Genomic DNA, 8,314 nt, shown 5'->3' with positions numbered 1-8,314 from the left:
AAGTTGACATATTTTTCTTTTTTTAACAAAACAGCTTCTTAATACATATAAATCATATTTTTAAAAAATTGGTAGTTTGTTTAAGACCTTCTCGTAATTCTATGTTATTTTTCCAATCTAAAAGCTTTTGTGCTTTTCTATTATCAAGCATGCTATCTCTAATATCTCCATTTCGAGCAGGAGTATGCGAAATCTCTGTATTATAACCCGTTATTTCTTTTAATATATCAAACAATTCGTTAATGCTAACTTGGCTATTAGAGGAAATATTTATTATTTCATTTTTTACATTGGATTTGACTGCTAGGATATTTGCTATTGCTACATCTTCTACATAAATAAAATCCCTAGTTTGATCTCCGCCGCCATGTATCTCAACAGGTTTATTTGATAAAATTTTATTTAAGAATATTGATATAACTCCTGCTTCGCCCTCGGCATTCTGGTGTGGGCCATAGACATTAGAAAAACGGAAAATAATATAATCAACCCCAAATAACTTTACATAATTCTCCATTGTCAACTTTGATAGTCCGTAAAAGGATAAATAGTTTGTACTATGTTCTTCATCCACCGGTAAATATTCCGGCATGCCATAAACTGCCGCAGTGGAGGCCACCATTATTTTTTTTATGCCAAATTTTTTGCATAAATTGAGAAGATTTATAGTTCCAACTACGTTTTCATTTATATCTTCTAATGGGTTTCTCATTGAAGCAGCAACACTAGCTTGTGCTGCATAGTGAGCAACATACTCAATTTTATTTTCAATAAAAATTTTTTCAAGATCAGAGCTTTTGATATCAATATTATAAAATTTTGCGTTAGAATTTAGATTTATTTTGTTGCCAGAGTTAAGGTTATCAGCAACAACAACCTGATAACCATTCTCAATAAAATTATTAACAATATGAGAACCTATAAACCCGGCTCCGCCAGTAACTAAGATAGACATAAATTCTCCAGCTTTAGTAGTAATTGTATTTTAATATAATAATGCGTACTTTGAAATCTCTAATATATAACTTTAAGTTTCCTATTTTTATATTTATTTAATTATTAAAGTACTTTGTTTTCAAGTATATTTATAGATATGAGAATAATAAAAAAGGGTAAGAGATGCTTTTTTATACAGAATTGGAAGGATTGATGACTTGGAAAAGAGACTGTGTCACTCATGATGACGGTTCGGGAAATTATACGATATTATTTGTCGATTTATACACTAATAATTCAATATTAATGGAGATTTCTAGGGCATGCTAAAGATCAGTAATAAATCAAAATATCCATAATTACTGATCTATAATTCCTGAAATTCCATTAATTACGGTCAGAGGGTGAACTGGGCATCCAGGAATATACAGATCAATTTTATATTTTTCTAAAAAATCTCTTTTAAGAGTCATAGAATTTTGAAAAATACCGCCACTTATGGCACAAGTTCCTGCAAGTATTATTATTTTAGGATCAGGTGTTGATAAATAAGCATCCTCAAGGGCTTTTCCCATATTTTCAGTAATGGGACCGGTTATGATTATTCCATCGGCATGCCGAGGAGACGCTACAATATCTATACCAAACCTTCCCATATCGAAGTTTACGTTTGAACAGGCATTTAATTCTAGTTCACAGCCATTACATCCTCCTGCTGAAACCTGCCTTAATTTTAGTGACTTGCAAAAGAGTTTTTTAATCTGCTTAGATGACTTAATAGCATTAGTTTCATAGTGATTCTGGGTTGTATTTGAGTCAACAATCAGGTGCTCAAGAGAAGTTGAGGAAATCTTATGAAAATTGGTAAACTTTATTACATTATTTGGACATTCTCTTTCGCAGTCTCCGCAGAATATACACTTACCAAGATCAATAGTATGGTCTTCGTTTATAGCATTTGCTGGACAAGTCGATAGGCAATGATAACAATTACTGCAGTTTTGCTGATTAATTACAGGTAGACCTCTAAATTTTTCGTTTATTACAGCTTTTTTAATATCGGGTATTGCCTGATCACCCTGATAAATTCTTGATTTTAATGTATCAAACATAATATTTATTCCTATAAATCATTTCCACAATATGAAAGATTAAAGCTTTTATTACAAAGAGGAAAGTCTGAGATTCCGTTATTTCTTACTGCAAGTGCAAGTCCATACCAGTTATTGAAAGACGGATCCTTAATTTTATATTTAGAAATCCTGCCTTCATTATCTGTCAATACTGTATGGAGTATTTCACCTCGCCATCCTTCTACAATTGAGACAACCATACTATTTTTAGAAAGCAAGTCTTCACTTTTCACTAGTAAAATATCATTATCATAAAGTTGAATCTGCGATAATAAAAGATTTATGATTTTTATTGACTGCTTTATCTCTTTATATCTGATATAAGCTCTGGCAAAAACATCGCCACTTTCAAGCATTTCCTTATTTATAGTTAAATTGTTATACCATCCCCAGGGATGGTCATCTCTTGAGTCAAGCGATAAGCCTGATGCTCGTGCTGCCATACCCACTAATCCAACTTGCTGTGCTTTTTCCTTATTAACTGTTCCTGTTTTTTCAAGTCTTGATAATACACTGGCTGAAGTAAACATAGCATATGCCATTCTATCAACATCTTTTAATACTTTATCTAAAGTTGCAGAAATTTTTTCATTCAAAGCTCCATCAATATCAAATGCAACTCCTCCTATTCTAATTAAACCCCTTCCAAAACGGCTACCGCATATTTCAAGGAGAGTATTAATTACCAGGGTTCTTGTAGCTCCAAATACAGCATTCCCCATAAGATAAGCTATATCATTTGCAATTGCTCCTAAATCTCCAACATGTATTGCAATTCGCTCTAACTCTAATGCAATTGCTCTTATTATGCTAGCTTTATTTGAAATCTCAATGTTTAGTAATGATTCAATTGCATTAGAATACGCAGTATTATGACCAATAACTGTATCTCCTGCTATTGATTCTGCAAGATGTGGCATAAAACGGTTATTATTTTTTACGAGTAAATCTTCCACCCCTCTATGTTGATAACCAAGTTGAATTTCAAGATGATAAACCTTCTCACCGTTACACATAAAGCGGAAATGTCCGGGTTCTATTACTCCGGCATGGATAGGCCCTACTGCCACTTCGTGGACTTCTTCCCCTTCCATTTGGAAGAATGGATAATTTTCTATAGTTTGAGTTTTATCAAATCTATTGTGACTATATCTAACAGGTTTTAACCAGGGATGTTCTAAAGGTTGAATTCCAAATTCTTCATACAATTCTCTTTCAAACATATGAAAAGCTGGAATTTTTTTTGTTATGGAAAGATATGACCCTTTTTCTTCTATGCAGGAAGATGAAATCAGAAGTTCAGAGTTATTATCATCAGCAAGTATTGTATATAATTTAACTCCGCAGACTTCATTATTTCCAAAAAAGCTTACAACCCTTTTATTAGTTCTATGTTGCCTGGTTATTTCATCTCTTAGCTCATCTATATTCAATACAGGTATTTCGTTTAAGTCTATGATCTGATTATTTTTTGAAATTTTCCATTTCATTTTATTCCTCTTTCAATTTAGAATAGTTTAGAGTGAAGACATAGCCAGGACTGCATTATTTATAATCTGATTTATGTAGGGGGGTATGTATATTCCAAGTACTAATGCTCCGGTTATAAATATTATTTGTGGTAGATACATAGCTAAATTGATTTTTTGTAAGCCATATTCTCTCTGGGGAACTTCAATATCCCCAAAACTCATTTTTATAACTGATTTACCAATTCCATAAATAATTACTGTCAAAAGAATCATAATAATTAATGCAGGAATGATTTGATTCTTTTCTAACATAGTTTTTAACAATAAAAACTCGCTTAAAAATAATGGAGAAGGAGGTAATCCGGCTATTCCTACAAAACTTAATATCCATAGCCATCCTGTCATCTTATCAACTTTTAATATTCCACTAATTTCACTTATCTTTTTGGTTTCAAACCTCTTTAAAATATTTCCTGCTGTTAGAAAGAATGATGCCTTGATAAGGGAATGTCCTATCAGATGAAGCATTGCAGCATATACTCCCAGTCCTCCGACAGCTATTCCTATTGCGATAATACCCATATTCTCTATAGAAGAATAAGCAAGCATTCTTTTGTAGTTATTTATATTGAAAACAAATACTGCAGTTATAAAAAGGGACAGGATTCCCATTGAAATGAGTAGAATTCTTGCATAATGGTCTAGATGAGTTAATTCCATTAATTTGAAAACTCGTAGAATAATCAAAAATGCAGAATTTAATAAGGCTGCTGATAATAAAGCTGAAATAGGGGAAGGTGCTTCTGAATGAGCATCAGGAAGCCACGAATGGACAGGAGCTAAGCCCATCTTTGTACCAATTCCAATAAGGATGAATACAAAAGATAATTTAAGCCAGAATGGATTTAATTTAGCTGCATTAGTATATAAATCACTGAAAAATAAAGAATTTATACTTTCTGTACTTATTAAGAGCAATATTATACCTACAAAAGCAAGAGAAATACCTATTGAACATATAAAAACATATTTCCAGGCTGCTTCTAGTGCATGCTTTGTTTTGTTAAAATAAATAAGATACGCACTTGCCAGTGTTGTAGCTTCAATAAATACCCAGGATAACCCCAAATTAGTGCTTAAAATTGCGCCTGTCATTGAGAAAATAAATAGTAATATTCCAATTGAGTAATGGGTATGTTGATTATTATCTATATCAGGAGTTTGTGTGAAACCAAGATTATAAAACGTAACTCCAGTAAAAATAATTGCTAGTATTAATAAGAATAAAATATTTAACTGGTCAGTCATAAAATAGTTTTGAAGTAAGAAATTTGCAGTTTTATTTAAATAAAAACTTATTGTGATAAGGGAATAAAGAATTGCATAGATAACTAATACATAATTATTCAGTTTTTTAGACTTAGCTAAAAATAATATTAAACTAGCAATAAGTGGAAATATTAATATAATCTCAATCATCATCTCTACAATCCTTCAAATTATTAAGGGTGCATACGTCTAATTCTTCAAATAAAATATTTATTTTGTCTACAAGCATCCCAAGAATAAATATTGCTATAAATACGTCTAATAGAACGCCCATATTTACAATCATTGGCATTTCTTTTGCTACTGAAAGAGACAGCAGGAATATTCCATTCTCCATCATTGTATAACCTATAACATGAGTTAAAATTTTCTTTTTAGTAGTAATAAAGAGAAGGCTTATTAGAATTGTTGAAATAGATACTCCAAAATAAAGAGTTGTTATATTTGCAAAAAGTTGATGATGAGAACTGGAAACGATAAAACCTGCAAAAAGTATGATACTAGAGATAACAAGCGAGTAAAAATTGGGGATATAAGGTTCTGTATCTCTGAAAATATTATTTTTCACTGAAACTCTTTTTAAAAATATCGGAATTATTATTGCTTTAATGAGTAATGTCTCTATTAGTAGAAATATAAAATTAAAATGAAGTATTTTTTCTTTACCTATAAATAAAATCAGGAGAAAAAGTATAATACCCTGGATAGAAAGCATATTTATAAGGGCTTTTATACGGCTTGTTGTTGCCATATAAAGCATTGTTAGCCCAAATATAACTATTAATATACTTATCATTTAAATTTAATCTCCTTTATATATTGAAATTACTGTTAAAGAAAGAATAATCAGCGAAATAGAACTCATTATAAACGCAAATTCAAAAATATGAGTAAGCCTTAACCTTGCAAAAGTAGATTCAATGGTGCCAATAATAATTGCAAGAGCAGATATTATTCCTATAAAAGCCAGTGCTGAATAAAGAATGGTTAAATTAGCAGGAATAATTATATTTGCAATTAATGAGGCTAGTATAATAAGCTTCATCCAGGAACTATAAAGTATTAATGCAAGATCAGGTCCTGAATTATCAAGAATCATTACTTCATGAATCATTGTTAATTCAAGATGTGTATTAGGATCATCAACTGGAACCCTACAGCCTTCAATAAGCATCATAATTAATAAGACAATAACTCCTAATATAACGATTAAATAACCAAGCTCTCCACTTTTAGGCAGGATCAAAGACAGGCTTTCAAAGGAATAATTACCACTCAATGCTATTATCGATGAGATCATTATGAAAAAAGCAGGTTCTACAAGTGTTGAAAAGCTTGCTTCTCTGCTTGCTCCCATGCCCTCAAAGCTGCTTCCTGTATCCATAGCTCCTGCAAGACTTAAAAATTTGCCCAATGCCAAAATGTATGCAAATAAAATGAAGCTTCCTTCAAAACTTAATATAGCTCTATGATTAAATGTTGGAACTAATAAACCTGCGAAAATCACAGAAGCTAATACTAATGATGGGAAAATTGCAAAAATTTGAGATGTAGTAGTACTTATAACCTGACCTTTTTTAAGCAGTTTTACAAAATCATAAAATGGTTGAAAAACCGATGCTCCTTTTCTTCCTGCCCAAAATGCTTTAGTTTTATTTATCAATCCAATAAATAAAAAAGGAAATATAAACAAAAACAGTATATTTAATATAATTTCAATCATTATTTAACTCCTATTGCACCTGCTAAAGCAATAACAAGAAATATTAACCCGTATAGTATATATTGCTGGGTACTACCACTTTGTATCCAGTAAAATCGTTCAAGAAACCTTTTATTTATCTTTATTGCAGGGTGAATAAAATAGTATTCAAAGATGTCATGGGAATGTAGCTCAAAGTGAGCCTCCTTAGGGAAAATCTCCTTAGGTTTTTTAATATTAAATTCCTTAATAAAAAATGGTTTTAAGAAAGACAGAAAAGGACTTGCATAAGATGAAGCAGTATATTGCATCCTGTTATTTCCAGCTTGATAACCACAATCCCAGGTTTTGTAGCTGTAAATGTTCTTATCTTTAAGCATAAAGCTCCTTAATGCATAAATAAAAATAAACAGAATTATAAAGCCTATACATGCAACCGATATAATTTTAAAAATATTTAATGGAATTATAGTTTCTACAGGAAGTTGCTGATTTTGTAGCAGTACTAAAGCAGGATTTTTTACCAGATTTATTGCATATTGAGGAAATATTCCAATTAGAAAAGCAAATAAAGCTAAAATTCCCATAGAAAAAAGCATTATTGGTGATACTTCTTCTTTAACAGATCTGGCTTTTTCACTCCTCGGTAGTCCTAAAAACACAATACTAAAAGCTTTAGTAAAACAAAGTAGAGCCATAGTTCCAACTAATGCCAGAGATGCTATTGCAAAAACTGAGACTATCAAAATAATTGGGCTGTTAATCTCAAAGCTATGCAGCATTCCAAGATAAATCAAAAATTCACTAATAAATCCGTTTAATGGTGGTAACCCTGTAATTGCTATTGAGCCTATAAGAAACAGAAAAGCTGTATATGGCATGGTTTTGATTAACCCACCCATTTTTTCAATATTCTTAATATGTGTTTTGTTATAAACTGCTCCTGCACCAAAGAATAATAGTTCTTTAAATATTGAATGGTTTAATATATGCAAAATACCGCCTAAAAATCCTAATAATGCAATTAGTGTATTATGATAAGCAAGACCAAGCATGCCAATACCTATTCCAATTCCAATAATCCCTATATTTTCAACACTATGATAAGCAAGTAATCTCTTTAAATCGTGCTGTGCTATAGCATAAAGAACGCCAAATATAGCTGAAATAATGGAGATAAACAAAACAAAATAAGAGATTTCTATAGAAGGTATGCTCATCAGGGATAATATTCTTAATATTCCATATATGCCTGTTTTGATCATGACCCCTGACATTATCCCAGAAACATGACTGGGAGCAGCAGGATGAGCTTTAGGTAGCCAGGTATGAAACGGTACAAATCCTGCCTTTATGCCAAAGCCGATAAATAGAAGTATAAAAATTGCATTAGATATAAAATTACTGGAAGCAAATATCTCCCTGAATGATGAAAAATCAAGATTGCCAGATTTGATAGCAAGTATAATAAAGCCGATGATAAGGAAAAGTATAGATATATGCATCGTAATTAAATAATTTATTCCCGCAGAGATTACTTCTTTTTTCTCATTATCAAATATTACAAGGAAGAATGAGGATAGAGACATTATTTCCCATACAATTAAAAAGGCTAAAACATTTTGAACTGTTACCACAAGCAACATTGAAACTATTAAAGTATTTAAAAAGAAAAAATGAGAAGAAACAACCTTATTCCTGTTTAAATATGGCTTAATATAGCCAATAGCATACAAAGTTCC

At 31.2% G+C, this 8,314-nt stretch carries 7 protein-coding genes; all 7 read right to left on the bottom strand.

Going from position 1 to position 8,314, the window contains the following annotated elements; translation table 11 throughout:
- Positions 1-52 precede the first annotated feature (52 nt).
- Positions 53-955, bottom strand: coding sequence for a hypothetical protein (locus A2255_00700; protein ID OGI19995.1), 903 nt, complete (start codon positions 953-955; stop codon positions 53-55).
- A 340-nt stretch (positions 956-1,295) separates the two neighbouring features.
- Positions 1,296-2,048: a hypothetical protein gene (locus A2255_00695; protein OGI19994.1), complete on the bottom strand. Its 753-nt coding sequence runs from the start codon at positions 2,046-2,048 to the stop codon at positions 1,296-1,298.
- An 11-nt stretch (positions 2,049-2,059) separates the two neighbouring features.
- Positions 2,060-3,559: a hypothetical protein gene (locus tag A2255_00690; protein OGI19993.1), complete on the bottom strand. Its 1,500-nt coding sequence runs from the start codon at positions 3,557-3,559 to the stop codon at positions 2,060-2,062.
- Positions 3,560-3,586: 27 nt separating this feature from the next.
- Positions 3,587-5,020: a hypothetical protein gene (locus A2255_00685; GenBank protein OGI19996.1), complete on the bottom strand. Its 1,434-nt coding sequence runs from the start codon at positions 5,018-5,020 to the stop codon at positions 3,587-3,589.
- Complete coding sequence (locus A2255_00680; protein ID OGI19992.1) at positions 5,013-5,666, bottom strand: hypothetical protein; 654 nt, start codon at positions 5,664-5,666, stop codon at positions 5,013-5,015. Before A2255_00680 ends, A2255_00685 begins: the two co-directional genes overlap by 8 nt.
- 6 nt (positions 5,667-5,672) lie before the next feature.
- Positions 5,673-6,593, bottom strand: a complete 921-nt coding sequence (locus A2255_00675; protein ID OGI19991.1) for a hypothetical protein — start codon at positions 6,591-6,593, stop codon at positions 5,673-5,675.
- Positions 6,593-8,308 (bottom strand): hypothetical protein, encoded by a 1,716-nt coding sequence (locus tag A2255_00670; GenBank protein OGI19990.1) that lies wholly within the window; start codon positions 8,306-8,308, stop codon positions 6,593-6,595. Before A2255_00670 ends, A2255_00675 begins: the two co-directional genes overlap by 1 nt.
- Positions 8,309-8,314: the final 6 nt, after the last annotated feature.

It is taken from the genome of Candidatus Melainabacteria bacterium RIFOXYA2_FULL_32_9, assembly GCA_001784615.1.
In the GTDB taxonomy this organism is placed as follows: domain Bacteria; phylum Cyanobacteriota; class Vampirovibrionia; order Gastranaerophilales; family UBA9579; genus UBA9579.
The sequence above is the reverse complement of the archived record's forward strand: the minus strand, read 5'-3'. Positions and strand labels throughout refer to the sequence as shown.

Excerpts from the sequence above, each read along its gene's own strand:
- A2255_00680 (OGI19992.1), bottom strand. The coding sequence starts at position 5,666 with ATGATAAGTATATTAATAGTTATATTTGGGCTAACAATGCTTTATATG.
- A2255_00690 (OGI19993.1), bottom strand. The coding sequence starts at position 3,559 with ATGAAATGGAAAATTTCAAAAAATAATCAGATCATAGACTTAAACGAA.
- A2255_00695 (OGI19994.1), bottom strand. The coding sequence starts at position 2,048 with ATGTTTGATACATTAAAATCAAGAATTTATCAGGGTGATCAGGCAATA.
- A2255_00700 (OGI19995.1), bottom strand. The coding sequence starts at position 955 with ATGTCTATCTTAGTTACTGGCGGAGCCGGGTTTATAGGTTCTCATATT.
- A2255_00675 (OGI19991.1), bottom strand. The coding sequence starts at position 6,593 with ATGATTGAAATTATATTAAATATACTGTTTTTGTTTATATTTCCTTTT.
- A2255_00685 (OGI19996.1), bottom strand. The coding sequence starts at position 5,020 with ATGATTGAGATTATATTAATATTTCCACTTATTGCTAGTTTAATATTA.